At 67.9% G+C, this 26,919-nt stretch carries 17 protein-coding genes and 1 pseudogene; 9 read left to right on the top strand and 9 right to left on the bottom strand.

The features are described from left to right. Positions 1–50 precede the first annotated feature (50 nt). Positions 51–959 (bottom strand): Bax inhibitor-1/YccA family protein, encoded by a 909-nt coding sequence (locus JX005_RS03705; protein WP_214466656.1) that lies wholly within the window; start codon positions 957–959, stop codon positions 51–53. 276 nt (positions 960–1,235) lie between these two features. Here JX005_RS03705 and JX005_RS03710 point away from each other — a divergent pair, with 276 nt between their 5' ends. From JX005_RS03710 to JX005_RS03725, 4 genes are all read left to right on the top strand, one after another. Continuing rightward, positions 1,236–2,246 carry a glycerophosphodiester phosphodiesterase family protein gene (locus JX005_RS03710; protein ID WP_214466087.1) on the top strand — a complete coding sequence of 337 codons (1,011 nt, stop codon included), beginning with the start codon at positions 1,236–1,238 and terminating at the stop codon, positions 2,244–2,246. Positions 2,247–2,281: 35 nt separating this feature from the next. Beyond that, on the top strand, positions 2,282–3,307 hold the full coding sequence (locus tag JX005_RS03715) for an ABC transporter ATP-binding protein (RefSeq protein ID WP_214466088.1): 1,026 nt from the start codon (positions 2,282–2,284) through the stop codon (positions 3,305–3,307). Further along, entirely contained in the window at positions 3,304–4,404 is a 1,101-nt protein-coding gene (locus tag JX005_RS03720) for an ABC transporter permease (protein WP_214466089.1), read from the top strand. The genes JX005_RS03715 and JX005_RS03720 overlap by 4 nt, the downstream gene beginning before the upstream one ends. Before the next feature lie 160 nt (positions 4,405–4,564). Then, positions 4,565–4,912, top strand: a complete 348-nt coding sequence (locus tag JX005_RS03725) for a sugar ABC transporter ATPase (RefSeq protein WP_214466090.1) — start codon at positions 4,565–4,567, stop codon at positions 4,910–4,912. A 5-nt stretch (positions 4,913–4,917) separates the two neighbouring features. Here the strand turns inward: JX005_RS03725 and JX005_RS03730 are convergent. From JX005_RS03730 to JX005_RS03740, 3 genes and pseudogenes are all read right to left on the bottom strand, one after another. After that, positions 4,918–5,784 (bottom strand): annotated as a pseudogene (locus tag JX005_RS03730) (RNA polymerase sigma-70 factor); the annotation flags it as partial. Positions 5,785–5,817: 33 nt separating this feature from the next. Then, on the bottom strand, positions 5,818–6,408 hold the full coding sequence (locus JX005_RS03735; protein WP_214466091.1) for a carboxymuconolactone decarboxylase family protein: 591 nt from the start codon (positions 6,406–6,408) through the stop codon (positions 5,818–5,820). Between the two features lie 151 nt (positions 6,409–6,559). Continuing rightward, positions 6,560–7,864: a diguanylate cyclase gene (locus JX005_RS03740; protein WP_214466092.1), complete on the bottom strand. Its 1,305-nt coding sequence runs from the start codon at positions 7,862–7,864 to the stop codon at positions 6,560–6,562. Between the two features lie 208 nt (positions 7,865–8,072). On the opposite strand from JX005_RS03740, the gene JX005_RS03745 reads away from it, so the two are divergent. From JX005_RS03745 to JX005_RS03755, 3 genes are all read left to right on the top strand, one after another. Next, positions 8,073–8,885, top strand: a complete 813-nt coding sequence (locus JX005_RS03745) for an alpha/beta fold hydrolase (RefSeq protein WP_214466093.1) — start codon at positions 8,073–8,075, stop codon at positions 8,883–8,885. Continuing rightward, positions 8,882–10,246 (top strand): sensor domain-containing protein, encoded by a 1,365-nt coding sequence (locus tag JX005_RS16350; RefSeq protein ID WP_214466094.1) that lies wholly within the window; start codon positions 8,882–8,884, stop codon positions 10,244–10,246. The genes JX005_RS03745 and JX005_RS16350 overlap by 4 nt, the downstream gene beginning before the upstream one ends. Before the next feature lie 113 nt (positions 10,247–10,359). Further along, entirely contained in the window at positions 10,360–10,935 is a 576-nt protein-coding gene (locus JX005_RS03755) for a pyridoxamine 5'-phosphate oxidase family protein (RefSeq protein ID WP_214466095.1), read from the top strand. On the opposite strand, the gene JX005_RS03760 is transcribed toward JX005_RS03755, so the two are convergent. The 5 genes from JX005_RS03760 to proA all read right to left on the bottom strand — a co-directional run bounded on the left by JX005_RS03760 (position 10,932) and on the right by proA (position 19,881). After that, positions 10,932–11,171: a YkvA family protein gene (locus JX005_RS03760; RefSeq protein WP_214466096.1), complete on the bottom strand. Its 240-nt coding sequence runs from the start codon at positions 11,169–11,171 to the stop codon at positions 10,932–10,934. The genes JX005_RS03755 and JX005_RS03760 overlap by 4 nt on opposite strands. 107 nt (positions 11,172–11,278) lie before the next feature. Further along, complete coding sequence (locus tag JX005_RS03765; RefSeq protein ID WP_214466097.1) at positions 11,279–11,812, bottom strand: O-acetyl-ADP-ribose deacetylase; 534 nt, start codon at positions 11,810–11,812, stop codon at positions 11,279–11,281. Between the two features lie 14 nt (positions 11,813–11,826). Further along, positions 11,827–12,504, bottom strand: a complete 678-nt coding sequence (locus tag JX005_RS03770; protein WP_214466098.1) for an IMPACT family protein — start codon at positions 12,502–12,504, stop codon at positions 11,827–11,829. A gap of 22 nt (positions 12,505–12,526) precedes the next feature. Continuing rightward, a complete protein-coding gene (locus JX005_RS03775) occupies positions 12,527–13,312 on the bottom strand; it encodes a patatin-like phospholipase family protein (protein WP_214466099.1) in 786 nt (261 codons plus the stop codon). A 71-nt stretch (positions 13,313–13,383) separates the two neighbouring features. Then, the gene (proA, locus tag JX005_RS03780; protein WP_214466100.1) at positions 13,384–19,881 is read right to left on the bottom strand and encodes an anti-phage protein ProA; all 6,498 of its coding nucleotides are present in this window, start codon (positions 19,879–19,881) and stop codon (positions 13,384–13,386) included. Positions 19,882–20,366: 485 nt separating this feature from the next. Between proA and JX005_RS03785 the strand changes: the two genes are divergently transcribed. Together JX005_RS03785 and JX005_RS03790 are read left to right on the top strand one after the other, a co-directional pair. Then, positions 20,367–23,294: a hypothetical protein gene (locus tag JX005_RS03785; protein WP_214466101.1), complete on the top strand. Its 2,928-nt coding sequence runs from the start codon at positions 20,367–20,369 to the stop codon at positions 23,292–23,294. Between the two features lie 32 nt (positions 23,295–23,326). Then, entirely contained in the window at positions 23,327–26,740 is a 3,414-nt protein-coding gene (locus JX005_RS03790; protein ID WP_214466102.1) for a tubulin-like doman-containing protein, read from the top strand. The last annotated feature ends 179 nt before the right edge of the window (positions 26,741–26,919 follow it).

Below are 26,919 nucleotides of genomic sequence, written 5' to 3' on the forward strand. Positions count from 1 at the left end.
GACCGCCCGCCCGGAGAACCGGGCGGCCGTTCGAAGTGCGGGGTCTCGGGCTAGTTGGAGCCGCGGACGATCGCGATGATGCGGAGGATCTCGATGTACAGCCAGACGACGGTCACCATGATGCCGAAGCCGCCGAGCCAGCCGTACTTGCGGGGAGCGCCGTTGCGCACGCCGCGCTGGATCGAGTCGAAGTCGAGCACGAGGGAGTACGCCGCCATGATCACGACGAGGACGCCGATGATGAGGCCGATCGGGATGCCCATGATGGTGTCGCTCAGCAGGCCGAACGGGTTCGAGTTGACGCCGGTCCACATGAGGACGAGGTTCAGCAGCGAGAAGACGAGGTAGCCGACCATCGCGATCATGAAGACCTTGGTGGCCTTCTTGGACGCGCGGATCTTGCCGCTCGCGAACAGAGCCAGCGTCACGCCGACGACCGAGAGGGTGCCGAGCGTCGCCTGGAGGACGATGCCCTCCCAGATCATCTCGAAGTAGGCCGAGATGCCGCCGACGAAGAGGCCCTCGAATGCGGCGTACGCGAAGATCAGCGCGGGGCGAATCTTCTTGCGCGAGGTGAAGATCACGACGAGCGACAGGATGAACCCGCCGAACAGGCCGACGATCCACGGCATGAGCGTGGGCTGGCCGGTCTCGGCGACGGGGGACATCGTCCAGACCCAGCCGGCGACGGCGGTGACCAGCAGGATGCCGAACAGGCCGACGGTCTTCCAGATGGTGTCCTCGACCGTCATGCGGTCGGTCTCGACGGCGCCGGCGGCCGGGGCGGTGTACATGCCCTCGAGCTGGGCCTGGGCCGCGGCATCCGTTCCCGCGTGCTGCGCGGTGGCGTACTGCGTCTGCGCAGCGGGCGGCGTCAGTCCGGGGCGACCGGGGTAGGTCTTGGCGGCCTTGGAATCCTGAAAGGCCGGGTTGTTGAACGCGGGATTGTCGAGGGCCACTGCTCTCACACTCCAAGTAACGAGGTCGACAGCACGGTGCTGTTGATCAACGATATCCGACCGCGTGGGTGCGGGGTGAGGCGGGGGCTGTGAGTGGGCTATGAGGGATGCCGCGGGGGAGGGCGTTTCGTCTCGCTTCGCTCGCTCAACGACCGGGAGCGGGGGGAGGGCGTTTCGTCTCGCTTCGCTCGCTCAACGACCGGCGACGGGGGAGGGCGTTTCGTCTCGCTTCGCTCGCTCAACGAACCGGAGAGGGCGCGCGGGTAGCCTGAGACGATGCCGCGCCGCACCCCGCTCGTGATCGGGCACCGCGGCGCGCCGGGGTACCGGCCCGAGCACTCGCGGTCGTCGTACGACCTCGCGCTCGAGTTCGGCGTCGACGCCGTCGAGCCCGACATCGTGGTCTCCGCCGACGGCGTGCTCGTCGTCCGGCATGAGAACGAGATCTCCGGCACGACCGACGTAGCCGACCGGCTCGAGTACAAGGACCGCCGCACCACCAAGACCGTCGACGGCGCCGAGCTGAGCGGCTGGTTCGCCGAGGACTTCACGTGGGACGAACTGTCGACCCTCCGCTGCCGCGAGCGGCTGCCGAAGCTCCGTGCGACCAGTGCCAGCTTCGACGACGCGCAGCCCGTGCTGCGGCTGCGCGACGTGCTCGACCTCGTCCGCGCCGCCTCGCTCGACCAGGGACGCGAGATCGGCGTCGTCCTCGAGATCAAGCACGCCACGTACTTCGCCTCGATCGGCTGGGACATCGCCGCCCTCATCGACGCCGAGCTGCGCGAGGCCGGCTGGGACGCGGGGCAGCTGCCGCTCACCATCGAGTCGTTCGAGTCGACCGTGCTGTACGCGCTGCAGGAACGAGGCATCCCCGCGACCTATATCTACCTGCTCGAGGCGGCGGGCCGTCCGTACGACTTGCTCGCCGCGCAGGGCAAGGCCGCGCCGACGTACCGGGCGACGGCGAAGCCGGCCGGACTCGACGGCCTGGTCGGGCGGGTCGACGGCATCAGCGTCGACAAGCGCATGATCCTCGCGCCCGACAAGCTCGGCCGCCTCACGGGGCCGTCCCCGATCGTGCGCGACGCCCACGACCGCGGCCTCCGGGTCTTCACGTGGACGTGCCGACCCGAGAACAACTTCCTGATCGGGCAATTCCGCGGCCGGGGCGGTGCGGCCGCGTTCGGCGACTGGGAGTCGGAGTGGGGAGTGATCCGGGATGCCGGTGTCGACGGCGTCTTCGTCGATCACCCCGACCTCGGCGTGGCGTTCTTCCGTTCCTGACGGCTCCGCCGGGTGCGTATGAGATTGTGAGTCTCATGACCTCCCCCGGCATCGTCGTCGAAGGAGTCCGTCGCGCGTTCGGCGAGATCCAGGCAGTGCGCAGCGTGTCGCTTCAGGCGCACGCGGGCCGCGTGACCGGACTCGTCGGGCCCAACGGCTCCGGCAAGACGACCCTCCTCCTCATGCTCGCCTCGCTGCTCGCGCCCGACGCCGGTTCGATCCGCATCGACGGCGTCGACCCGGTCTCCGACCCGCACGCCGCACGCGCGCTCATCGGATGGATGCCCGACGCGCTCGGCGCGTGGGACTCGCTCACGTCGCGCGAGACGCTGGTCGTGACCGGACGGCTGTACGGGATGCCGCGAGCCGAGGCATCCGCTCGCGCCGCCGTCCTGCTGGCCGAAGTGGGCTTGACGGCGCTCGCCGACTCACCGGCGAAGGTGCTCTCGCGCGGGCAGAAGCAGCGGCTCGGCCTCGCACGCGCGCTCGTGCACGAGCCCCGCGTGCTGCTGCTCGACGAGCCCGCGTCGGGCCTCGATCCCCAGGCGCGCATCGACCTGCGCGTGCTCCTCCGCCGCCTTGCGGCCGAGGGGCGGACGATCCTGGTGTCGAGCCACATCCTGTCCGAGCTGGAGGAGGTCGTCGACGACGCCGTGTTCCTCGTCGCGGGTGAGACGGTCGACGCCGGTCGCGTCGAGGCGGCCGCCCGCCGGGCGCGCCCCTGGCGTGTGCGGCTCGACGGGGTCGAGGCATCCGATGCTCTCCCGCAGGTCGCCGCGGCGCTGCGCCTCCCGCTGGAATCGGTCGGCGTGGACCGGCGCGACATCGTCGTCGAGATCTCATCCGACGCGGACGCCGTCGCCGCGCTGCGCGAACTCGTCGCCGCGGGACTCGCGGTCGTGGAGTTCGCCGCGGCGCAGGGCAGCCTCGAGCGGACGTTCCTCGATCTCGGCAAGGGCGTGCCGCCCCACGAGCTCGCAACCCCACCTGCCCCGCCGACGGAACCCGCGGCTCCCGCCGCAGACGGCGAATCGACGAACGACGAGGGGGCGAAGGCATGAGCGGCCAGCGACTCGCGACCATCTTCCGCCTCGAGCTGACCCAGCGCACCCGCAGCGTCGCCTGGTACGTGCTGCTCGGCGTCTTCGCGTGCCTGCTGCTGCTGGTCACGGTGCTGTCGTTCCTCGCATTCGGCGGGCTGCGCGACCAGCAGGGATCGGCCGTCTTCTCGACGATCGTCTACATCACGCTCCTGCTGATCGTCCTCGTCTCGCCGACGCTCAGCGGAAATTCCATCAACGGCGATCGGGATGCCGCGACCCTCGCCCCCGTGCAGGTGACGCTGGCGACCACCGGCGACATCCTGCTCGGCAAGTTCCTCGCCGCGTGGGTCACCGGTCTGGCCTTCGTCGCTGTGTCGGTGCCCTTCCTGGTGATCGCGACGCTCGCCGGTGGTGCGAACGCGGCGACGATCGCGGTGTCGCTGGCTGTGCTCGTCATCGAGGTGGGCGTGATCGCCGCCATCGGCGTGGGTCTCAGCGGCATCCTGGCCCGACCGCTCTTCTCCGTGGCCACCACGTATCTCGTCGTGGCGTCGCTCGTCATCGGCACCCTCATCGGCTTCGGCCTGCTGGGGGCGACCATGCGCACCGAGCAGGTGAACACGTACCGTTCGCTCGACTGGGAGGCGTACCAAGGCGACGACTTCCCGTGCATGCCGGGCGAGGAGCCGTCCGAGAGCTACCCCTGCAACGACGAGAAGCCCCTCGAGTGCGGCGAGTGGGAGACGTACGTCAACGAGGTTCCGCGGTTCGACCGCGTGTGGTGGATCCTCGCGGCCAACCCCTTCGTGATCCTCGCCGACGCGACGCCGACGACCTTCGACCGCAGCGGCTACCCGGTCGACCTCTTCGGGCAGATCAAGGCCGGCGTGCGCATGGCGCAGGAGACGCCGGAGGCCGAGACGTCGTACGACGAGTGCAGTCCGCCGACGGTGGAGGAGAACCGCACGCCCGAGGACATCATCGGCGAGACGACCCCGAGCTGGTTCGTCGGCCTCGGGCTGCAGGTGCTGCTCGCCGCCGGGCTGCTGTGGTGGGCGTGGGCCCGCACCCGCACGCCGGCGCGCACGCTTCCGCCGGGGACCCGCATCGCCTGATCGGAGGGCGGTAGGCGGGATCCTCCGTCACGCCAGTGGCCGCCGTTACGTCAGCGGGCGCGGCTCGTCAAGGCTCCTGCGATCGAGTGCTCGTCCGGCGAGGATCGGACGATCCACTCGAACGCACCATCGCATCGGCGGTGGGCACGGAAGGAGCATCATGAGCGACTCGAACCTGGCCGACGACATCACCCCCGTCGGCAGCGACCAGACCGACGCCCAGCCGCTGCGCGACGGCGATACCTCCCTCGAGGCCGATCCGCAGCAGGATCCCGCCCAGGTCGAGTGGGACCGCACCACGGCCCTCGACGAGGGCGCGACGCCGGAGGAACTCGACACGGAAACGGCAACCGGGGCCGATCCCGCCATGATCCCGGACGACCTCGATGAGATCCCGGCGGAGGACCTGCCTGGCCGCGGCGTTCAGCCCGAATCCCAGGGACTCTCGCCCGTCGATGCGGAGCTCGGCGAGGAGGGCCAGGGCGACCTCGCTCCCGAAGACCTCTGACGTCGTCAGCGCTCGAGCGCGGGGGAGCGGAAGAAGTCGACGAGCTTGTCCGGGTTCGCGATGGAGTGCACGCGCGACACCCGGCCATCCTCGACCGTGACGCCCACGACCGCGGCCAGGATGCCGTCGAGCTCGATGCGGATGCCCGGCTGACCGTTGACCCACGTGGCGAGCGCGACGACTCGACCCCCGGCCTTCTCCCGTCCGCCGATGAGGGTGCGTGCGAGACGGTCGGCGCCGATGATCGGTCGCCGGGCGGCGCCTTGGACCTTCCCGCCGCCGTCGGCGACCGACACGACGTCGGGAGCCAGCACGTCCATGAGCCCTTGCAGGTCGCCGTTGTTGAGCGCGGCGATGAGCCGGTTCACGACGTCCTGGTGCTCGCTCGGGGCAACGGTCATGCGCGGTCGTCGCGCGGCGACGTGGTTCTTGGCCCGGTGCGCGATCTGCCTGACCGTCGCAGGTGAGCGGTCGACGGCATCCGCGATTTCGTCATACGGCATGTCGAACACCTCGCGCAGCACGAACACCGCGCGTTCGGCCGGACCGAGCGTCTCGAGGACCGTGAGCATGGCGAGCGAGACACTGTCGGCCAGCTCGACGTCGTCGGCGACATCGGGTGTCGTGAGCAGGGGCTCCGGCAGCCATTCGCCGACGTACTCCTCGCGCCGTCGCGACACCGTGCGGAGGTGGTTGATCGCCTGCCGCGTCACGATGCGCACGAGGTAGGCCCGAGGTTCGCGCACCAGGGCGCGGTCGACGGCCGCCCACCGCAGCCACGACTCCTGCAGCACGTCCTCGGCGTCGGCGGCCGAGCCCAGCAGCTCGTACGCGACGGTGAAGAGCAGGTTGCGGTGCGTGACGAACGGGTCGTCATGCGGCGCGGGGCACCCATGTCTGCGAGCCTATTCACCCGCGCCGACGGTGGGGCGCTCCGCAAGGGGTGCGAGGCCGCACGCGTCGGCGAAATGCTCTGAGCGGATGCCGAGCGCGATGTTCATGCGCGCCGACATGTTCATGAAGGCGACGCGCGCCGCGAGCTCGACCAGGGCCGGCGCGCCGAGTTCGGCGAGCAGCGCGTCGGACAGTTCGTCCGTGACCGCCGGAGGTGTCTGGCTGGCCGCCTCCGCGTACTCCATGACGAGGCGCTCGACAGGTCGGAACACCGTGGAGTCGCGCCAGCGGGGCACCTCCCGCACCTTCGCCTCGTCGAGGCCACGATTGTGCGCCGTGAAGTAGTTGAAGTCGAGGCAGAAGCTGCAGCCGATGAACGCCGCGGCGGCCATCGCCGCATACGAGGCGAGGTTCGCGTCGAGCTCGTGCCAGTGCTCGGTCTTGCGGCCGATGCCCATCGCGTCCTTCATGACGGCGGGGTTGTTCCAGAGCACCCCCACCGAATCGGGCACGCGGCCGATCATCTTGCGGGCTGCCATCTTGACGACGGCACCGTACAGGCCGTCGACCTCCGCGTTGGGGATGCGGGCGTTCACGGTCATGTCTCCTCCAGTGGTCCGGTTGATCCGTTGCACATGGGACACCGGCCGGAGCGCGGATGTGACACGGCGGCGAGAATTCAGGCGCCCGTGCGCGCCGCGGGAGCACCGCGCCGCGGGGGCACCGCGCCGCGGGGGAACAGCGTCGCGAGCGTCAGTCGGCGATGACGAACCGGTCGCCGCCGGCGCTCTTCGCGTGATACATCGCGACGTCGGCGCGTCGCAGCAGCTCGGACGGCAGCTCCTCGGCGCTCCGCGCCACCGCGATGCCGATGCTGGCCCGCAGCGCGGGACGCGTGGGGGCGCCCGCGTGCTCGCCGCGAAGAACTCCCAGGATGCGCTCGGCGATCTCCGTCGCGCCGCCGGTGTCGGTGACGTCGCACAGCACGACGAACTCGTCCCCGCCGTATCGCGCGACGAGATCGGCTGAGCGCACGGCGCTGGCCAGTCGCTGGCCCGCTTCGCGCAGCATCCGATCGCCGACGTGGTGGCCGAGTCTGTCGTTGATGCTCTTGAAGTCGTCGAGGTCGATGAACAGCGCCGCGCAGTGCACCGAGCGCATGACCTCTTCCATCTCGGCCTCGAGCAGTCGGCGGTTGGGAAGCCCGGTCACGTCGTCGTGCGTCGCGGCGTGCGCGAGGCGCGCCTGCAGGCGAAGGGTGGCCAGCGACTGCGCCGCCTGGCCGGCGAGCGCTTCCGCCAGCGTGGAAGCCTCGTCGTCGAACAGGCGGTCGTGGTGGAACCAGCTGACGAACGCGCCGAAGTCGATCTCCTCGTGATGCAGCGGTGCGGCGATGAACGCTCGCACCGAGGCCGCGCGCATGGCCGCTCCGAGCCCGGGGACCAGGCGCTCAGCCTCGTCCTCGTCCACGACCTTGATGATCCGCCGCGGCGCGCTGACCATCGCGATCAGCGCCTCCGCATCGAAGCGGCCCTCGAGTCCGTCGTAACCGGCGGCGATCACGCTGGTGCCGTCCGGCTGGTGCAGGTAGACGGTCGACTCCTCCGCGCGGTACGCGCGCGCCGTGGTGTCGGCGAGGATCTGTGCAAGACGGTCTTCGTTCGTCGCCGTGGAGAAGGCGATCGACGAGTCCATCACCAGCTCGAGTCGGGTGCGCGTGCGGTCGGCGAGGGAGTACCTGCGACGCAGATCGCGGAGCGCACGGAATCGATCGGATGCCTCGGCCATCACGAGCAGGTCTTCGTCGGGGCGTCGGTGGCGGGTGGCCATGACGGCGCGGTCGGGATCCTGCGCGTGAACCATCACCCAGGGACCTCGGGCGTCGTCGAGGGTGAGGAGATCCTCGTTCGCGTGGACAAGGAACTCGTCGACGCGGCGCCCGGCCAGGGCCTCGGCGGGAACACCGGCCCACTCGGAGAACCATGGGTTGGCCTTCACGATCTCGCCGTTGTGATCGAGATGCACGATGCCGACCGGCAGCGGTGTCTGATCGTTCAACCCGCTTCTCCGTTCGTGCTCGCTCCGGAGCTGTTACTGAACGATATCCCGACAGGGTGCTGGCACGCAGGTTGCCAGCCGATTTGCGCACGTGAGCCGGGATGCGCACGGGAGACGAGCGACTTCCTGCGGACACGGGCTCGTTCCAGGGCGGTGACGTACGATCGCCCTAGGCGCGGCTCCCCCCGTCACGCCCGATTGGAACGCCATGACCGCTGTGCGGACGACCGACGTTCTGCGTCGCAACAATGTCACCGTGTCCGGTGACCCTTCGGGGCGCGTGATGGTGTTCGCGCACGGGTTCGGCTGCAGCCAGGCGACGTGGAGTCTTGTCGCTCCTCAGTTCGAAGCCGACCACCGGGTCGTGCTCTTCGACCATGTCGGCGCCGGTGGCTCCGACAGCTCCGCGTATGACCGCGGCAAGTACGACTCCCTCGACGGCTATGCGAGCGATGTCCTCGAGATCCTCGACGAGCTCGACGTCACCGACGTGGTGTTCGTCGGCCATTCCGTTAGTGGGATGATCGGCGTCCTCGCTGCCAACCGCGATCCGAGCCGCTTCGGCGCGCTCGTCCTGATCGGACCGTCGCCCCGCTACACGAACGACGGGTCGTACGTGGGCGGCTTCGAGCCGGTCGACATCGACGCCCTGCTCGAGTCGCTCGACGCCAACTACCTCGGCTGGTCGCAGGCGACCGCGCCCGTCATCATGGGCACCCCGGATCGTCCGGAGCTGGGCGAACGGCTGACCGACAGCTTCTGCAGCATCGACCCGGAGATCGCCCAGCACTTCGCCCACGTGACCTTCCTCTCCGACAACCGCACCGATCTGGCGCGAGTGTCGGTCCCGACGCTCATCCTGCAGTGCACGGCCGACGTGATCGCGCCGGGCCCCGTCGGCGACTACGTGCACGCCGAGATCGCCGGCAGTCGCCTTGCGCTGCTGCAGGCCACCGGTCACGTGCCCATCCTCTCGGCCCCCGACGAGGTCGTCGCAGAGATGCGCGCGTACCTTCCGTGACGGTTCAGGACTGGTTCCGCTCGGCGCCGTGCGGACTCGTGGCGACGACCGTCGACGGCGAGATCGTCGATGCGAACCCGACGTTCCTGTCGTGGACGGGCTACCCTCTCGACGCCGTCGTGGGCCGGCCCTTTGCCGCGCTGCTCGACCCCGGCAGCAAGCTGTTCTTCGAGACGCGGCATTCGCAGATCATGCACCTCCGGGGCGAGGTCCACGAGGTGGCGCTGACGCTCGTCAAGGCCGACGGCACGACGATGCCCAGTCTGATCAACTCGACGCGCGACGACGACGCCGGCATCATCCGCACTGCCGTGTTCAACGCGGCCGAGCGCATCCGCTACGAGCGGGAGCTGGTGACCGCCCGCCGAGCCGCCGAGACGTCGGAGGAGCGGGTGCGCATCCTGCAGGACGTCTCCACAGCATTCGGCGTGAGTGCCACCGATGAAGACGTCGCCGAGTCGTTTGCCTCGGTCGCACGCACCGCCTTCGCCGCACGCGAGACCGCGGTGCTGCTGATCCAGGAGGATGGCGAGCTCGAGCTCGTCGGCGGGACGAATCCGCTCGCGGGCAAGGTCAGCCCGGTCCCCGAGCTGCGGAAGACCCTCGATGTCGCCGTCGTCACGGCTGGACCGGAGGAGAGGGACTTCCCCCAGGTCGCCGAGGCGCTCCGCGCTGAGCGACTGGCCTCGCTCACGGTCACCCCTCTCGTCGCCGACGGCGTGCGCCTGGGCATCCTGGTCTGCTTCTTCGCGCGGCGCACCGAGTTCGACACTCAGTTCTTCGACCTCCTGGAGGCGCTCGGCCGGCAGGCTTCGCAGACGCTCACGCGCGTTCGGCTGCAGCGCCGGCTGGCGTTCCTCGCCCTTCACGATCAGATGACCGGCGTCGCGAATCGGCAGATGCTGCAGCTCACACTCGACGACGCCATCACCCACGCGAGCGACACGGGTGAGCCGCTCGCCGTCATGTTCCTCGACGTCGACGACTTCAAGAGCATCAACGACGCCTTCGACCACGCCACCGGCGACCTGGTGCTCGTCGAGCTCGCCACCCGGCTGCAGACGGGAGTGCGCTCCGGCGACGTCGTGGGCCGCATCGGCGGCGACGAGTTCGTCGCGGTCTGCGCGGGAACCGACGCGGAGGCAGCGGCATCGATCGCAGCACGCATCCTCGACATCTGCGGTCAGCCGGTCGTGGTCGCGGACGGCATCGTCTCGCCCTCCGTCAGCATCGGCATCTCGCTGTACCGGCCGGGCGTCGATTCGCCGCCCACCCCCGAGCAGCTCCTCGTGCGCGCCGACGCGGCGATGTACGACTCGAAGCGGCAGGGCAAGAACCGCCACTCCTTCAACGAGGCCTGAAAAGCGAGCGGATGCCGCGGTCCGGCGTGCCGCGGCGCCGGAGGCCGATGCGCACATCGCTTCCGCTTACCGCCGTCTCGGGGTAGACCAGAGGTGAGAGGACGGAGGACGGTATGAACGCAGAACACCCGAGGGCCAGTGCGATTGAGAAGCTGGAGACGGCAGAGTGCTGGGCCCTGCTCGAGGCGACGTCCTTCGGCCGGCTGGCAGTCATCAACGCCGACGGCACGCCCGACATCTTCCCCGTGAACTATGTGCCGCATCACGGTTCGCTCTATGTGCGCACCGCGAGGGACGCGAAGTTCATCCACATCGCACGGCATCCGGCGGTCGCGTTCGAGATCGACGGTCATGACGACGACGACCGGTGGAGCGTGGTGGTGCGCGGAGACGCCGAGCGCGTCACCCGGGAGGACGAGATCCGCGAGAGCGGCGTGATGACTCTGGCGTCGTGGAGCCCGACCCCGAAGTTCTTCGTGATGAAGATCGCCGCGCGCGCCGTCACCGGCCGGCGGTTCCCCAAGACCGAGGGCCGCATCGACCACCCCCGGCCCTTCGAAGGGCATGCGGCTCCGGCGCCGGCTGCAGAAGGGGAGGCATCAAGCGCGAGCACGCGCCCGCAGCCGATTCCGCATCGCGGTCCGCTCACGACTCGGAGCAAGCCCCACACGCCGGAGGAGTCGGTCTAGAGCGACTGACGCGCCGGAAGGGATGCCTGCCAGCGGTGCTTCTCGCGCGTGAGGAGGACGGCGAAGATCGCCCAGATGCTGACGTCGTCGGCGAAGCCGAGTGGTCCGAGCACGAGCTCAGGGATCAGGTCGAGGGGCACGAACGTATACACGGTCGCCGCGAGCGCGGCCACCCACGTCGTAGGCGCGACACGGTGCTCGCGCGCTTTCACTGACCGGAGGAACTTCCACCACATGCCGTCCAGTGTGCGCCACCGCGCGCGGGCTGGGTCTCAACACCAGCAAATGCACAGGCAAACGCAATGCCACCGTTGCCGGTCGCTCAATGATCGGCGGCGCGCGCTCAGACCGTGGCCGGATCGGTCGACGGAGGAAACCGCCGGAGCACCTCAGCCTGCACGCGCCGATGGGTCTCGGCGGTGAACGAGACCAGCCGGACGTCTTCGACCTGCGTCGGCGTTGCGGCGATCGTGTCGACCGCCGCGTCGATCGCGTCGTCGAGGGGCCAGGCGTACACACCGGCGCTGATGAGCGGGAAGGCGATGCTCCGCGCGCCGAGTTCGTCGGCGACCGCCAGTGATCGCCGATAGCAGGAGACGAGCAGCGACCGGTCGCGCTCACCGGCGGCGTGATTCGGGCCGACCGTGTGGATGACCCAGGTCGCAGGCAATGCGCCCGCGGTCGTCCATCCGGCGTCGCCGGTGCGGAGGCCGTCGGGGAACCGCGCGATGCAGTCCTCGAGGATCGCCGGTCCGCCGGCTCGGTGGATGGCCCCATCCACCCCGCCTCCGCCGCGCATCTGACGGTTCGCCGCGTTGACGATGGCGTCGACGTGCTGCTCGGTGATGTCGCCCTGGACGGCCGTGAGGTTGACCACGGTCCGAGTCTGCCTCAGCGCGGCGGCGAGGCGCACGACTTATCCCGGGGGATGCTCATGATCCGCTCCTCGCCGAGCGTCAGGCGAACGGCGCCCGATGATGCGGCAGCGAGGTCGGTGGTCAACTGATCGACATCGGCTGCCGAGACCCAGAGTGCGAGCTCCGCCTGCGCCCCGTACGTGGTCGATTCCAACGCCGCGTCGTGACGCGAGACCCACTCACGCAGGAGATGGTCGTAGCGGCCGGCATCAGCGTGGGGTACGAGAACCGTGGCGCGCACGAGCGCCTGCCGTGGCACGAGACCTGCCGCATCGAGAGCTTCCGACGCTGCCTGCGCGTACGCCCTCGCCAGGCCTCCGGTGCCGAGCTTCACGCCCCCGAAGTACCGCGTGACCACCACCAAGACGTCGGTCAGTTCGCGGCGGCGCAGCACCTCCAGAAGCGGGGCACCGGCGGTGCCCGCGGGCTCACCGTCGTCTGACGACCGAGCATGATCGCCGAGTTGACCGGTGATGAGTGCGACGCAGTTGTGGCTGGCAGTCCAGTGGCGCCGCCGGATGGAGGCGATGATCGCCTCGGCCTCTGTCGCTTCCTGCAGAGGAAAGACGTGTGCGAGGAAGCGCGACTTCTTCACGACGAGCTCGTGCTCGACCGACGTCGCGATGGTGGACGGATACCGGCGAGTGGTCATGGCCATCGCGTTCGCACTGTGGTCATTCGCCGGCGCGGTCATCGACGGGGTCGCTGGTCGCGGACGAGTCGAGTGCTTCGCTCGCGGCGCGCCGCCCTTCGGCGATCAGGCGGGGCACATCCCGCATGGTCCACTGCGCCATCCGCTCCATCTCGGGCTGGATCAGCAGGATCGTGGGATCCGCGACGAGCTCGGCGATCTTCGTGGTGGACCGCATCATCCTGGCGTTCTCCCACTTCGCGTGGAGATGGACGACGATCACTCGATCAGCGCCCAGCTCCCGCGCCGACGCGTGAGGCACGTTGTCGACCATGCCGCCGTCGGCGAGCAGGCGGCCGCCGAGACGCACGGGCGGCAGGATTCCCGGCACGGCGATCGTCGCGCGCAGCGCGGCGCTCAACGGCCCCTTGTCGATGGTGACCGCCCGGCGCGTTCGCAGATCCGTGGCAACGGCGCCGAACCGACGCGGCAGATCCTCGATGCGCGGATCCTCGCCGAGCAGGCCCTGAATGGCGTCCATGACGACCCGGGTGTCCAGCAGCCCCCAGCGCGGCTGGAAGCTCCATCGTGCGATGCGGCTCCAGCGGAACCGCAGCGCGATCCGCTCGAGCGTCCCACCACTGAGTCCTGCGGCGTACGCGGCTCCGACGAGCGCGCCTGAGCTCGTCCCGGTGACAATTCCAGGACGGATGCCTCGTTCCTCGAGCACCTGCAGAACTCCCACGTGCGCTGCGCCGAAGGCGCCCCCGCCGCTGAGCGTGATGCCCAGGCGAGGGTCGTCCTTCGGTGCTGGAGTCTCGGGCGGCACGTCGTGACGGTACCACCGGGGCTCTGTGAGTCAGAGCGGCACCTGGCTCAGCGAACTGCTGAGGGCAGGAGTCAGAAGTGATCGACGGCTCTCACGAGCCCGCGCTCGTCGCGCTCGATGCGCCCGGTCTCCAGTCCGCGGCACAGGCCATCGGCGAGGCGTGACGACACTCCCTCGGTGAGGCGCTTGCCACCGAAGAGGGCGAGCGCCCGACGCTTGAGTTCGTCTTCGTTCATGCCTCCGCCCAATTCGGCGACCACCGCCATGGCGTTCGCGATCTCTTCCAGCGGAACGTGATCGAAGTTTCGCCCATCTCCAGGCTGGCTGCGGCGAACGTCCTGCCACCCCACCGGATCGATGCCCGTGGGCCACGCGCATGATCTGTCGGTCGTACGAAGATATTCATGCGGGAGACACCGAAGGATCGCGTCGGCGCGCGCGCCTGAGACGCGGTTGAGGCCGAAGGCCTCCGCTGTGAGCCGCGCCAGTCTCATCTTGTGGATCGGGCCTTCCTTCTGCACGATATCGCGGAGAACCGCACGAACCGCCTGTACCGCCGAATCGTGTGGGAGACGGTCGAGGGTGCCGGTCGTGCCGAACCGCTTCGGCTCCCACTCGACGTACTGGCGAAGCCGAGGGTGCCGGAGCTCAGTCTGTCGGACTGGGGTCGCAAACCGTCCGGCCGCGGAACGCACGGCTGCCGGCTCAGGATCGTCGGCGCGCGGCGTCACGACGGGCTCGGACGGAACCGGGGCGTCGGCGGCAACTTCGCCGGCATTCTCCGGTACGGACCGTGGAAGCTGCCGTTCCGCGCTCGCCTCCACGACTGCGGCACTCAACCGAGCGAGCGTCTCCTCGCGCTGCTGTAGCCACTCCGGCAGCCAGACGCGCTCGACGCCCGGCCATTTCATGAGGCCCTTGAGCACATCGACAGGCAAGCCATCACGATCGGCTACCGTGCGACGCGCACGCCAGCTCTCACCGTCGAGGAGAACAGCGACGAGCGGCCGCGTGGGCTCAGCGGCATCCGCAATCGAAATGTCGACGCGGAAGTCCGACAGACCGATGTCGGTGGACACGGCGAATCCCCGGTAGCGCAACTCGTCTGCGATCTCGTCTCGGTGCCGATCGATGAGCCGCTCGCGATGCGCACTGTCCGTCGCGGATTCCACACCTGACGCGGCGAGCTCCAGGTAGCCCTTCAGGTGCTTGATGCCGATAGAGGCGGTTTCCTCCGCACGCAGTTCGGACGGGTCGAAGCTCGCGAACAAGATCACCTGCCGACGAGCGCGAGTGATCGCGACGTTGAGTCGGCGTTCGCCGCCCGCGCGCGAGAGCGGACCGAAGTTGAGGGGGATGCTTCCCCGTTCGTTCGCGCTGAACGCGACGGAGAACAGGATCGTGTCGCGTTCGTCACCCTGCACGTTCTCGAGGTTCTTCACGAACAGCCCGTCTCGCTCGTCGAGAGCGTGAGCGATCCGCGCATCCGGTGCTTCACGCAACAGAGTCTCGATCAAGGTGCGCTGTTGCGCGTTGAAGGTGATGACCCCGATCGAGGGCGTCTCGTCAGGCGACGCCGCGAATCGCTGCGCGACCTCTCGGACGATCGCCTCGGCCTCCGCGGCATTCGTTCGCAGGTCCCGGCCGCGGCCCGACCGATTGAAGTGCCCGCTTACACGCACGAGCGATATGCCGTGATCAGGATGGGTCGCGGACTCGACCGTGGGCCAAGGCGCTGGGAACGACGAAAGCCGGCTGTCGTAGTAGGCATGGTTGCTGAAGGTGATGAGCGCCTCGTCCTGGCTGCGATAGTGCCAGGACAGCCACTTCCGCGGCACTCGCGCCTGCACGCACTCCGTCAGAATCGATTCCTCGTCCGCGACGACATCGGCCACGGCCGAGGTATCCGATTCGATATCGGTGCTGATCTCGGCGAAGCTCGACGGTGGCATCTGCTTGCTGTCTCCGACCACGACGACGGAGGTGCCACGGCCCATTGCGCCGACGGCGTCAGCGACTCGAATCTGGGATGCCTCGTCGAACACCACGATGTCGAACATCCTGGCCTTGGCGGGAAAGAAGCGGGCGACCGACTCGGGGCTCATCAGGACGCACGGGGCGATCTGCGTGATGAGTTCGCCGTAGTGCTCGAAGAGGGCACGCACTGTCATTCCGCCTCGCTGGCGCGCGAGCTGACGCTTGAGCTCGCCCATCATGCCGCCTTCGTAGGCGGGATCGATCCGACGCTTCGCGATGATCTCGGCGGGAATCCATCGAGGGAGTGCCCCGCGGATCGCTGCTGCGCTCGAGGTGAACCGGTCGATCGTCCGGTTGTGCGCGGGGACGTCGAAGGCCGCCATCGCCTGCGAGTCGGCACGCTCGACGACGGACGCCTGGGCAATTCCCTTGTCGAGAGCGAGCGAAGCGAGATCTGCGGGGACTTCGCCGGTGAGCAGCGCGTCATGAGCACTCGTCATGCCGAACCGGAGGAGTGGTTCGAGATGGCGCCGGAACGCGACCCAGCGATCGAGTGTGACGGGGCCGCTGGTGGTCAGGCTGCGTGCCCCCGTGGTGGAAACCCACGCAGAGAAGAACCCGGCTTCCCGCGCCCACGTCGAGAAGACGTCAGCTCCATCGCCCGTTGGCTCGGTGACGCCGCACGCCGCGACGAGTGCGCGCCATGCTGTGGAGAGCTGCGTGAGCGAGCCGGCCAGGTCGCCGTCGGGACGATTGCTGCTGTAATACCGGCGGAAAGCCTGCCGTAGGTCGGGTCGCCCATCGCTCGATGAAAGCTCGGACCCCAACCACACTGCCCAGGAGAGCGCGGCTCTTGTAGGCTCGGCGTCGTCCCGCAGGTAGGGGTTCCACTGCGCTGACACGAGCGGGAGCGGCAGGGTTGCCAGCTCGGACCTCAGCGAGCGGATCTCGTCGGCGGTGCGCGTCACTTCAACGGTCAGGGGTGTGATCTCGCGCGGAGGAAACTTGCGGGGCTCCACACGGAGAGCGGCGCCGAAGCCGGCGAGAACGCCGCGCTGGCGCTTGCGGCGCCCGAAGAACCCTGATGTCTCGGCAGCAACGGCGGCCTTATGCACGGACTCCACATCGCCGTCGAGCGCCTCGGGGCCGACGGACGCGAACCAGGTGCGTTCGACAGTGCTGGCGTTCAGTCGTTCCTGAAGCGCGGGAACCTCGCCCGACAGCGTGCGCGCGTGGAGCGCGTCGATCGCGTCGAGTGGATGCCGCGGTGCAGTGGCCAGTGTGGCCCATCGGTCGAGTTGCGCCGGCGACGAGACGAGTGCAAGCAGGTCGGCATCGGGTCGACGTGACAGCAGGTCGGAGAGGACCGAATCGAACTCTCGTGCGGCAGAGTGGACCTCGGCCGTGTCGAGGGTCGATGCCCCGGACACCGGGACGAAGCCCCACGGGTGGAGCGGCGTCGGGTGTGCCAGATCGGCTGTCTCCGGCAGCGTTCGAAGCAGATCCCGAAGGTAGTCGAACTGCTCCTCGGTGCCCGTCGCGACGAATGAGCTCGGAACTTCGAGTGCCTCGACGTCGTCCGCCGAGGCGAGAAGCTGCGCTCGCGCCGAGTAGAGGGACATGCCCGCGGAGTTGGGCTCGTGCAGTCGCTTGGCGTACCTGAGCAGCGATCCGCGGCTGGTTGCAGCCGCCTCCGTGTCGGCCTTGAGCGCCGCGGCGTCGGGTCGGGCGATCGCATCGATCGCCGCCCGGATCTGCGTCCGCACCGCATTCGGGCGTGCGCCCTTGTCATGCAGGTCGAGCGAGAAGGCACCGAGGCCTACGGCATCCAGCCGATCCTTGACGACGTCCAGCGCCGCGCGCTTCTCAGCGACGAACAGTACACGCTTGCCGTTCGCGAGCGAGTGTGCCAGCAGGTTGGTGATGGTCTGCGACTTTCCTGTGCCGGGGGGACCCTCGAGCACGAACGTGCGAAGAGCCTCGGCCTCGGCGACGGCTTCAAGCTGCGAGGAGTCGGCTGGCACGGGAACGGCGTTGTTCAGGGCGTCGAGGTCGACGGCGGTGGGGGCGTCGAACGGGTCGACGTACTCGGCCGTCGGCGTGTCGATGAGGTGCTTGACGAGGGAGTTGCTCGCCAGCTCGTTCCAGTTCTCGTCGAGATCCTTCCAGAGGCGGTACTTTGCGAACTGCAGAATCGAAAGATCGACCGTGTCCTCCACCGTGAACGGCAGTCGTGCCGACGCCAAGGCGCGTCGCGTCGCCGCGAACGTTGCGGGCAGATCGATTCCAGAGTCGTCCTTTGCAGGGTTCGCGAGACCTGGGATGTTCAGCCCGAAACTTAGTCGGAGCTTCTCGAGGAGGCAGTAGTTAGGGGTGGACTCACCTGCTTCGTCGAGGCTGAGGCGGAACGTCTTGCCCCCGCCCGACGCCTCCAGGGCCACGGGGACGAGGACCAGCGGCGACCTCAGCTCGCGGTCGTTGAACGTCCAGCGCAGCATCCCGAATGCCAAGTAGAGGTTGTTGGCTCCGGTTTCTTCGACGATCGTCCGGGCCTTGTAGGCGAGTGCGCGCAGTCGGGTCGTATACGTCGCCTCGGTAACCCCGACGTAGACTTGCTTGCGCTCGGTGAGCATTGCCGCGCGCGCCTGCTCGGGGAGGTCGTGACCGAATCGGATGCCGCGACTGCCGTCGACCGTGGGTATCCGGTCGCTCGGCACGAGCGTGACGGTCGTGCCGTTGTTGATCATGTCCTCGAACGCCGCCAGCGACGGCTGCGGAACCGCCAGCGGGTACCCGGACTTCTCGCCGTAGTTGACGAGGCGATTGCGCAGGCTCAAGTCGAGCAGCGCGTTCTTCCATTGCGCAACGCGCGGCGGGACAGGGCGACCGCTGCTGCCGGTCACCGGGTCCGACGACGGCGCGTAGTGCAGAGCATCCGGGGCCTGCGCGACGGCGTACTCGGAGATCGTCACCTCGCCGGACTCGGTCATCGTCCGGCTGGGCAGAGGATAGATCCTCGCCAAGCGTGCTTGCATGACGTCGGTGACGCCCAGGACAGCAGAGATGTCACCCGACAGCGTCGCGACGTGCGGTTGCCGCCGCGCGTCGGCGAAGGGCTTCGATGTCGCGCCCCCCGTGAGGAAAGTGGTCTCGATGACCTCGATCTGCCCGATGCCGACGTAGTTCACCACCTCTGCCGCATCCAGCTGTGCCGGACCGTCGAGACTGGCGTCATCTCGCCAGTAACCGAGGAAGATGTGTCCCTTCAACAGCCAGAGGGTCGAGTTGATCCCGACCTCCTCGAGCGCGGCGGCGAGCGTGACAGTCGTGTCCAGGCATGTCCCGAGCCTGCCCTCGAGCACGTCCGCCGGCGTGCGTACCTTCTGCCCCTCGAGTCCCCAGCTCGCTGGAGGCTCTGCGTAGCGGATGTCGCGGGCGCGCATGCTCTCGTAGATCGCCTCCACGATCGCGTCAACTCGTTCCCGCGAACCCTGCTGGTAACCATCGAGAGCGGAGTTGCCCGTTGCGATCTGCAGTCGATCGGATGCTTCGAGGATCAGCGGTGCGATCGCCGGGGAGTTCGGCTGCACGAACGATGCGAGAAGCTCGAGACTCAGTTGCGGCGGATTTGCGCGCCATTGGTTCGCAGCGAGCACGGTCACTTCGGTGTCGATGAACGTCACTACTATGCCGGCCCCGTCGCGCAGCGTGACCCGGATCACACCCTGCACCGGGTGTTCGACGGCCAGCATGCGAGCAGGATCGAGCACCAGATCGGCGTTGCGGAGCGTTGTCGGCGTGGTGCCGTCCAGGTCCACGATGACCACCCTCGGGTCGCCCAGCGAACCGAGCTGGCAGATCGCCTCGACCTCGACCGACGCGGCCCGCAGTTCGGGTCCGCGGTAGTCCACGACCACCTCGTCCACGATCGCGATGGAGTTGCGTGCGTGGGCATAGCTCAGATCTGGAAGCGTGCTCACGGTGATCGTCGCGCTGCCGGCTGGGTCGACCTTGGCGGCATCCCCGAACACGGGCGCGACAGGCGACGGGGGAGGTGCAGTTTGCGACGGTGCTGCGGGAACCTCGGGCGCGCCCATCGCTGATCCCGAGTCGGATGCTGCCGCCGGAATGGTCGCGCTGGACTCCATGGCCATGGCCGCCAACACCGGACCCTTGAGTGCGTGCACACCGTCGGCCTGGGCATTCGCTCCCAACTCTCGCAGCAGCATTTCTGCGGAGTCGAGCGCGCGATAGGTCTCAGCGACGGAGAAGTCCTCGTTGTGCGCCCACTTGTTGCGTACGTTCCGTAGTTCGCTCGCCCAGTTCTGCGCTTGCCGACTGGCGATACCCGCGAACGGATACCCGAGCGACCCGAATGACTCGGTGAACGCGCGCAGAATCAGGGAGACGTCTCGGGGGTTGTATCGGCCGAGCCCGCGGCCGGCCTGACGATCCTTCTGCGTGAGGATGTCGGTCCACTCAGCGACGGACGGCGCGAGCTCGTGGAACCGACCGGCGACCACGGGGCCAAGGCCCGCACTTAGCGCGACGAGCGCCTTCTCAATGTGGCTTCGCGCATCGAACTCGTGCATCGCGCTCCTCGCTGGGTCCGTCTACTGGAGCATCGAGTGCGCCGCCGGCCAGACGTCAGCGCTCATTGTGATGTCCGGGACTCCATACTCTCGCATAGGCGTGTGACAGCACACGGGCGTCGAGCGGACATGACTCTGCTTTTGCTGAAGGTCATCTCAGGAATACCCTGAGCGCCGAGGGCGCGTCTGTGGCTCCTCCTAGACTGCGAATGCGGTCCCCGGGGGGACCGCTTCTTCGTATGACCGAAGAGCGAAGGGAACCGTCGCATGTCGAAACTGCAGCACCCGGCGCGTCGAGCGCCGAGTGCACCTCCGCGTTCGCATGCGTCCGTTTCGCCGTGGCCGGTCATCTTCGGATGCGCGGCGACAGCCGCGAGCCTCATCATCGCCGTCCTCGTGGCTGTGTTCCTCAGTGCTCCGAGTACCGGATTGGGAATCGAGATCCCGATCGTGCGATCCGAGTATGCCTGGCTCAGCTTGCTGGGGTGGCTGCTGACGCCTGTCGCCGTGATCGCATGCTACGGCTGGGATGTCATCGGCCAGAGAAACGGGTTGCGACGCAATCGCGACATCGTGCTGCAACCGGCTTGGACAACCGTTCTCCTCACGCTGTCCGGCGTCGGAATCCTCATCGGCGTGTGGCACATCTTGAACCTCAGCGTGCCGCTCTCGGAGTGGATGGGCTTCGCATGAGGCGAATCATTGGACTCGGCGTTGCGGCGGGCTTGATCGCGGGCGGCTTGGCGATCGGCGGCGCCGCCGCGCAGACGACCGTGGCAACGGACGAGGCGCTCCTCTCGCAGAATGGCCAGGCTGCGATAGCGGATCTCCGCACTTGCCTCGCATCCGAGGACACGCTGAATGTCTATTACTTGATCGACAGCTCTCAGTCTCTAGACAGACTTGACGGCCAGGCCTCGGGAACGGGCTCGGATCCCGACAATGTGCGCGCTCCAATCCTTGCCAACAGCCTCGAAGAGCTCGGGCGCCTGAGCGAGAACGCCACGGTGAACTGGGCGGCCGGATTCTTCAGCACGGAGTTCTCTGCCGAGATCGAGTGGCACGAGTGGCAGGAGGGTGGACCCGAGGAGCTTGAGGCGGCGATCGAGGAAGAGGTCCCGTCGGGCTACACGAACTGGTCGGCCGCACTGAAAGGCGCGCAAGACGAGCTCGCGGGGCGAAGCGGATGCCGACTGCTGGTCTGGCTCACCGACGGCGTACTTGATCTCCCCGACGGCGAAGGCGACACGACCCTGACGGCCGCCGAACGGGCTGAGCTCGACGGGCTCTGCAGCGCAGACGGCGCCTTCAACGAATTCCGCAGCGACGGGGTGGTGGTGATCGGTGCGCTCCTCTCCAAGACCGCGCCGCCGACGGCGAGCTCCGAGATGCAGAGACTCGTGGAGGGTGAGAACGCGGCAGGCGAAGTCTGCCAACTCCACCCCATGCCCGACGCGTATGCCCACGGTGCCTTCGTCGAGGCAGATGCGCCCGACTCGCTCCGCCGAGTCTTCCTCCAGTTGGGGGCGCAGGTTGGCGGAGGGTTCCCGCGCCCCTTCGACGAAGACGGATCCTTCTGGATTGACCCCGGCGTCGCGAGTTTCCGCATCATCCTCAGCGGCGATTGGACGCTGCATCCGCCCGAAGGCTCAGAGATGGAAGTCGCCACGGCGGCGGCTCCGTCCGGGTGGATGGAGTATGACGGGGAGTGGACGATTGACGTCGGCACCACCACACCGGAAACCCATGGCAAGTGGAGGCTCGAGCGCGGCTCCGACGACGCCCCGGCGCTGTTCCTCTACAGCGGGCTCGCCATTCGGTTCGATGACACGACGACGATCGTAGTAGGCGCTGACGGCGAAGCTTCCGTGACTCTCGATGGTCAGGTACTCACCGCCGACGGTACTCCCGCCGATCTCAGCGGCCTGGATCACACATTGACGGCGACAATCGTGACCGAGGACGGGGCTCCTACGCAGCCGTTCATCTCGCTCGAGAATGCAACGGTGAATTCCGCGAACGGCGCAATCAGCATTCCGATGCCCGATCTCGGCGAGGCGAATACAATCGGGGTCGAGGCGAAGATAGACCCGCTCGTCACGGTGGACCATGGCCTGAAGCTCGCGCCCGTCACGACGCAGAAGGAGTCCGTCGAGATCGTCGAGCCGGGCGACTACCCGCGTGTCACGGCTGTTGAAAAGGTTCAAGACCTCATCGGGGCGCGCGGTGAGGCGGTGTTCAACATCACGGTCGAGGCGCCTGCCGAGGGCGGCGAGGTCTGCTTCGAGGATCCGACGATCGACAGCGACCCCGCTGGGCGTGACGCCGGTAGCTGGAACTGGGACGTCCTGCCGTCGGGCTGTACGCCGGTTTCGGCGGACGGTGAGCAGTTCACTGTGACCGCGGGAAACACCACGGCAGCGGACACCGACGTTGTGGCCACACTGCCGGTCAGGTTGTTCGCGGCAGAGTCGGAGGCGAGCCCAGATGTCTATCCCGAGCAGAACCAGAACGTCCCTCTTGCGTTCCACTCGAGTCATCCGCTCAACCAGGGCGCCATCTGGCCACTCGCCCTGCTGCTCCTTGCCGCGGGAGTCCTCCTCCCACTCCTCGGCCTCTGGCTCGTCAACCGACTCACCGCTGGACTCGACGTCGACAACTCCCTTCAGCGGGGAGCGTTCGCGGTGAAGGTGCAGCCGTCGGGCGTCAGCTTCGTGGATGCTCCGACCAGCGACACGGCCCTGTCGGAGCGGTTCCGCTACGTCACGGCCACCGAGAAGGTCCGGGTGCTCGATGACCCGGACGTGGGGCGGATCAGCCCGGTCGTGCCGTGGTTCCCCCTCATTCCGCCGTGGTACCGGATCCAGCCGTCCAGCGGTCGCAGCATCGCGGTCGCGCGGACAGCGTCGCGATCGGGCGGAAGTGGTGAGGTGCGAGCCGACGGTTCCGTACGATTCGCTCAGCTCCCGTTCGACGGGTTCTGGATGCTCGTCGTGTCCGATGCGGAGTTGGCGCGCACCCAGGCGGGCGACCCGGTGAACGGAAACGTGGTCATCTATCACCGCGCGTCCTCGGACGGTCCCGCTCAGTATCGCGAACGCCTCACCCTCATCACGTCGGACACCAAGCTCCGCGACGCGGTCGACCGTGCTCGAGCACGTGGCGCGCAGGGGGCGACGGCCATTCCCGCCGCGACGACTCCAGCGAAGAATCCAGGGAAGGCGCAGCCAGCAGCGCCCGCTCGCGAGTCGGCTCCAGCAGACGCCGGCCCGCCGCCGCGGCCGGGCTCTGGGGCATCCAGCCCGGGTTCCCCCCCGCCGCGACCGTCAGGGTCGCAGTCGGGTTCGGCTGCCCCACCTCCGCCTCCGCCCTCACGCTCCAGCGGGCCGCCCCCGCGCCCGAGCGATCGCTGACGTCCCCCACCCACTCCAGAAAGCGAACATCCATGCTCAGGCCCTTCCTCATCATCGGAGTCGGTGGTTCCGGCGGAAAAACTCTCCGCGGCATCACCTACCAACTGCAGCTGAAGCTTCAGCAGGTCGGGTGGACGTCGGGCATCCCCGCCGCATGGCAATTCCTCCACTTCGACACACCTACCGCGCAGGACGGCGCAGACTTCCCCGCGCCGTTCCTTCCGGCCCAGCAGTACAAAGGTCTGGTCTCCACAGGAGCGACGTACAACACTGTCTACCGATCGATCGAGAGCTCGCACTCAACCAATCGGCGCGTGCACCGCGACATCCAGCGTCAGCTTCCCGATCAGCGCTATGTCAAGGTCGACGTCACCAAGGGAGCAGGTCAGTTCCGCGCCGTGGGTCGAGCTGTCGCACTCGGCGCGACCAAGGAGATCGCTGCCGCAGCACGCGGCGCCATCGGTCGGCTGAGTGACGCGTCAGCGCTCGCTGAACTGCGGACGCTCGGTCAGCGGCTCAAGGTGCGTGGCGAGGGCAGCGACACCAGCCCCACCGTCATCGTCATATCGTCCATCGCCGGTGGATCTGGAGCCGGCCAGTTCCTCGACGTCATTGAAGTGGTCAAGTCCACGGCGAAGCAGCACCCCTGGTCGAACCAGGTGTTCAGCATCCTGTACGCGCCTGACGTCTTCGACCAGATAAACGGCAGCGCCGGCATGCCGGGAAACGCGTTGGCGGCGATCACCGAAACCATGAACGGGTTCTGGTCGAATGCCCCGTCCGACTCGACTCTCGAGCTGTTGAAGAGCCAGGGGGTGGCGCCGTCGTACGGCGACGCGATGGACCGCGTGGGTGCTGCCTATCCGTTCATCGTCGGTCGGAGCAACAGCAAGGTCACCTTCGAAGACCAGACCGCCGTCTACAATGCCGTCGCCACCAGCCTCACGGCGTGGATCACCGACGAGCGGGTGCAGGACGACATGGTCGCCTACTCGTCGGGCAACTGGCAGGCTCGTGTCGGGGCGAACGTACTCGCTGACCGGTCGGGGCTCGCGAGCCCTGTGCACAACGCACCGCCGTTCTCTTCTATGGGCTTCGGACGCGTCACGCTGGGACGTGAGCGGTTCCTCGAGTACTCGGCGGAGCGCTTCGCGCGGTCGGTGATCGATCGGATGCTGTTCGCGCACACGGAGGGGGATCCGCAGTTCGAGCAGAAGACCGAGCGCGAATGGATCGAGTCCGGGGCTGACAAGTCGTATCAGCGGTTCCTCAACGATCTCAAGCTGAACGAAGAGACCGAGGAGCACAACCAGGTCATCGACGCATTGCGCGCCGACGCCACACTCGAACAGATCAAGGCCGAGCTGGAGAGCGGAGTAGGGCAGCGCCTCGGGAACAGCGGTGGCTTCGACAAGTCCGGTGGGCTCGAGCTCTCTGTGTGGACCGATCGCATGATGCGCGAGTACGCGAACCGGTCCCCGGAGATGCTCCTGCGCGACCAGCGCGATCGCCAGGTGCGCCTCGAGCAGTGGACCAAGCACATGCCGTCCCACATTCTCCATACCGTCGCCACCTACACATCAGACGTGGGCCTTCCCGTCGCCGTCGCGATGCTAGGCCGCCTCGACCGTACGCTGCGCAGCGCCGCCGATGGGCTCGAGGGTGAGTCGCGCCAGTTCGACCAGTGGGTCCAGGACCTACCATCGCTGGTCGCCGATGAGTTGCGGCACGCACCGAACCAGACGTCCATCCGCCCAGACCAAGACGTCATCTCGCACGCCATCGAGCGACTGGCACAGGCGTTGGGGTGGGCGAGCGAGTCCCGCCTCCGGCGGAGTGCGGCGAAGCTGCTCAACGAACTGCGGGCGGATTTCCTTGGCCCGCTTCGCACCCACCTCGAGGGGGCTTTGGAAGCGCTCCGGCAGCGTGTCGGCGACACGCGCACGACAGATCAGCGCACCAACGAGTTCCAGTTCTGGCCGTCCCGGATCGATGCCACCGTGCCCCGCAAGTACGAGCCGGCACCGAACGAGCGGCTCCTCGTCGACCACCGGGAGTATCCCGCAGAGTTCGAGCGACTGGTCCGAGCAAGCGTCGAAGGCGACGAGTCGCGCTATCAGAACGCGATCCTCGACATCATGACCCAACTGCTCATCGGCGACGCCCCCGATTCGGTTCGAGAAGACGATCCCACCTCTTGGACGCTCATCGCCAGCACGCGGACGTGGAAGACGAGCGTGAGCGCGGATCCGGACTCGTCCTTTGCTCCGCAGACCCCTCACTTCCGTATGGAGACCGAGCCCGAGGTCTACCTAGAGCGTGCCCGACTCTGGATGCGGCGCGAGGGGATGCCGTTCCAGGCATACATCGGGGAGGACCTGCTCACGTACTTCGACGAGAACGGCAACCCGCCGGACGTCTTCGCGAAGCGTCGGGATCGCTATCGAGAGCAGCTGCAGGCCGCGCTCGGCGCGAGTGAACCGCTCGTGAAGTTGAACTCCGGCCTCCTCAGAGCCGTGCACGACAAGGCGGTCAACGAGGACACCAGTCTGGTCATCAGTTCCATTCCGTTCCGCGAGGGAACCACGATGTACACCGTAACGAAGGCGGTGCTCGCGGAACTCGGCTTCTGGGATGACGCGACCTCCGAGTCGTGGTTCCGCGACGCGCGGGTCGACGGCATCGAGGTCTTCGCGATGTCGGGGTTCCCCTACCAGCCGATCGTCATGGACTCTGTCATGGAGCCCATCGCGCGGGGCTGGCTCAGCCAGTCGGGGACTCAGGACAGCCGCGAGGCGTTCTGGCAGTTCAAGCGCTCGCGTCTGCTGGGCGAGTCCATCCCGGCTGATCAGCGGGTCATCGCTTCGATGATCCGAGGCTGGTACGTGGCCAAGACGCTCAATCGTCTCGACATCAAGAGCACCGCGGGCGAGCGTGGTCCGGAGCTGCTGGTCTGGGACCCCCACTCACGGAAGCACGTCGGCTTCCCGCATCCGCTCCTCACGGCGCGCAATGCCCTGCCGGTGGACTACCCGGGCGCCGTCATGCAGTCGCTCACCATCGCGATCGCACTGTGTCAGGTGGACGGTACTCTCGACTCGCTGCGTCCCTACCAGGTGCTCGCAGCATTGGGTGGGGAGCAGAACGCTCCTGCGCCCGTGCTCACGAACTGGCTGCAGCACGGCATCGTCGATGGGGGCGCGCCCCCGATGAAGAGCGATCGCGCGGGAACGGCCGACAGCACACTCGAGGAGCGTAGGGAGATCGTCCGTCGCTTTCTGTCGAAGGAGCTCGAGCGTTTCCGTTCCGATGTTGAGGAGCAGGATGACACGGTGCTGGTCTCCGACTACCCGGTGACGTGGGAGCTGCGCGAGTACATCACGGATGCGCTCGAGGGTCTCATGTCGACGGTGATGGCCACCCGTTCCGACGATTCGGGGATCTAGTGGCCGATCGTTTCTGGCCCGGCGCGAAGGCGAGCATCGTCTTGCTTCCCAGTGGGGAGCAAGGAGAGAGGCTGCTGGATCTCGCGGCGGAGTGGACTCAGATGGGTCTTCTTGGGCCGGCGCTCTGGGTGCTCCCCGAGCGCGTGGGTGACGGAGTCGCGGGCCCGCCGCGCATTACC

It is taken from the genome of Microbacterium flavescens (assembly GCF_018588945.1).
GTDB lineage: Bacteria > Actinomycetota > Actinomycetes > Actinomycetales > Microbacteriaceae > Microbacterium > Microbacterium flavescens.

Coding starts and splice junctions, on each gene's coding strand:
- JX005_RS03710 (WP_214466087.1), top strand. CDS start 1,236: ATGCCGCGCCGCACCCCGCTCGTGATCGGGCACCGCGGCGCGCCGGGG.
- JX005_RS03715 (WP_214466088.1), top strand. CDS start 2,282: ATGACCTCCCCCGGCATCGTCGTCGAAGGAGTCCGTCGCGCGTTCGGC.
- JX005_RS03720 (WP_214466089.1), top strand. CDS start 3,304: ATGAGCGGCCAGCGACTCGCGACCATCTTCCGCCTCGAGCTGACCCAG.
- JX005_RS03725 (WP_214466090.1), top strand. CDS start 4,565: ATGAGCGACTCGAACCTGGCCGACGACATCACCCCCGTCGGCAGCGAC.
- JX005_RS03735 (WP_214466091.1), bottom strand. CDS start 6,408: ATGACCGTGAACGCCCGCATCCCCAACGCGGAGGTCGACGGCCTGTAC.
- JX005_RS03745 (WP_214466093.1), top strand. CDS start 8,073: ATGACCGCTGTGCGGACGACCGACGTTCTGCGTCGCAACAATGTCACC.
- JX005_RS03755 (WP_214466095.1), top strand. CDS start 10,360: ATGAACGCAGAACACCCGAGGGCCAGTGCGATTGAGAAGCTGGAGACG.
- JX005_RS03760 (WP_214466096.1), bottom strand. CDS start 11,171: ATGTGGTGGAAGTTCCTCCGGTCAGTGAAAGCGCGCGAGCACCGTGTC.
- JX005_RS03770 (WP_214466098.1), bottom strand. CDS start 12,504: ATGACCACTCGCCGGTATCCGTCCACCATCGCGACGTCGGTCGAGCAC.
- proA (WP_214466100.1), bottom strand. CDS start 19,881: ATGCACGAGTTCGATGCGCGAAGCCACATTGAGAAGGCGCTCGTCGCG.
- JX005_RS03790 (WP_214466102.1), top strand. CDS start 23,327: ATGCTCAGGCCCTTCCTCATCATCGGAGTCGGTGGTTCCGGCGGAAAA.